Raw genomic sequence first — 2,009 nt, forward strand, 5'->3', positions numbered from 1 at the left:
TTGGTAGCTTTGCTGCATTGATGTGCTTCCATTGCAGCGAGTCATCTGGAAATGGGTGACTTCGCTGTATGTCCTGTATGGAGCGGGATAGCCTATGTGCATAGGCAGATCGGCACGAAATTCCGCCGATGAGCATGTACTTGTCGCGCGTTATTCCGCTTTCGTCTGTAAAGACCGCGTAATCGGAAAGGCGCGTGCTGTCCTGATGAAACGGAAGGCTCATGGTGGCCCAACATCAAGAGCGATAGACAAGAAATAGACTAGTGCTGATTCGCTGAAATACAGAGCGATTATTCGCGGTATCGTGGACACGAATGCAGCGAATTCGAAGCGAATTGTCGTGTAAATCTCCCTCGCCTACCGCCGCTTCGCCTTGATGTAGATCGGTGCGAGATTGGTATAGATCGCGTCGGCGTCGAGCACGCGCCAGGCGGCATTCTGGAATTGCGGCGGCAGGTTGGCGGGATCGACGAACTGCACCTCGAGCTCGGTCTGATAACCGCCCGGCTCGGTGCGGACAGCGGTGCCGTACATCGTGTGCCTGATCGTGACCTCGAAATCGAACCGGCTGAGGATAATGAAACCCTTGCGGCCGTGGCGCCTGGCCTCTTCGGCCGCTTTCAGCAAGGCGGCTTCTTCGACCATCGAGCCGGAACTCGATTGGGCGCCATTGAAGCGGATTTTGACGACGCCGTTGGCATCGGGATCACTGACGCGATAGCCCTCGGCCAGGTCGCTCGGCGCGCCGAACAGGCTGGTGGCGGTGCGGCTGTAGTCCGGGACGCGGCTGGGAATTTCCGCTGTCGGCAAATCGTTGAGGAAGGATTCCGGCGTCGAACTCCCCATTTCGGGATGGGTGCGCTTGAGCTCGTTGCGCAGCGCCAGCGAGAACGGCGTCGGCGGGCGCTTGGCCGGCGGCAAACGGGCTTCCAACGCATCGAGCAGATCAATCGAGGCCCCGCTTCGGGGCAGCGGCGCGAGACGGAGCGCGGCCATCACGTCGTCGGTCTTGCCGTCGTTGACCTTGATCCTCAGATCGATCAGCCGCGCCCATTCGTCGAGAAATTTTCCGCCTTCGCGGGCGGCGCGGGCGCGCGAATCGAGCAGGCCGGTGCGGGTCGCTTCGGCGGTCGGATCAGCGGCCTTTTCGGCGTCGGTCAATGGCGGCGGCGGCGCGCTGTCGCGGGCGAGGCGCTGACGGGCGGCATCGATCGCGGCATGTGCAGCGGCGGTGTTGCCGGTCGCGAGCAGGGCATAGGCGTAGGCGCCGCTGCGCGAAGCCCAGAACTTCTCGTCGAGGACAAATTGGGCCCAGATGTACCAACTGCTGGTGCGGGCCTCATAGTTGCGGTCGGCAAGGCCGGACCGGAGGTCAGGATAAAGCGCGATCACGTCGACAAACTTGCCGGTATCGATGGCCCGGATGAACAGCTCATCGATGGCGTCCGGCACCAGCTTGGCGAGTGCGTATTGCAGGGTGCGGAATTCCTGATCGCCGCCGGCAGGACCGAGCGCCAGCAAGCCGGTGTAGATGGTCTGGCGATTGAACGGACGTTGGCCGATCAGGCCGGTCACCATTGGCGTCGCCTTGGCCTGATCGCCGGCGCTGCGCACGGCATAAGCGCGGGTCATCGCCAGACCCCAGCCGAGGCTGCGGGCATAGAAGGGATCGTCATGCCCCGCCGCCACCGCTTCGGCCGCATCGAGATCGGCGTTGGCCTTGGCGTAGTCGCCGAGCGTGATCTGGTGGATGGCGCGGGCCCGCAGGAGGCTGACCTTGCGCATCCAGTAACGCGGCGCCAGATCGGCCAGCGCCGCATCGCAATCGGCGATGCCCACAACTCCGCCCTCCGATTTGGCGCGGGTAGTGCTGGTGCTTACGGCCGGTGCGAACAGGAAGGAGAACGGCGCGACATCGGTCATGCTATCGCCATCGGCCGTAGGCGCACCGTAGCCGTCGCAGCCGCGATATTGGTCGTTGGTCGCGGCCAGGGCTCCGACTGTGGTGG

At 63.3% G+C, this 2,009-nt stretch carries 1 protein-coding gene and 1 pseudogene; both read right to left on the bottom strand.

Going from position 1 to position 2,009, the window contains the following annotated elements:
- Positions 1-223 (bottom strand): annotated as a pseudogene (locus tag AC1P6P_RS03925) (hypothetical protein); the annotation flags it as partial.
- Between the two features lie 134 nt (positions 224-357).
- Positions 358-2,009: hypothetical protein (locus AC1P6P_RS03930; RefSeq protein WP_481401131.1), on the bottom strand; the 1,652-nt coding region annotated here is incomplete at its 5' end.

The organism is Rhizomicrobium sp., from assembly GCF_056722145.1.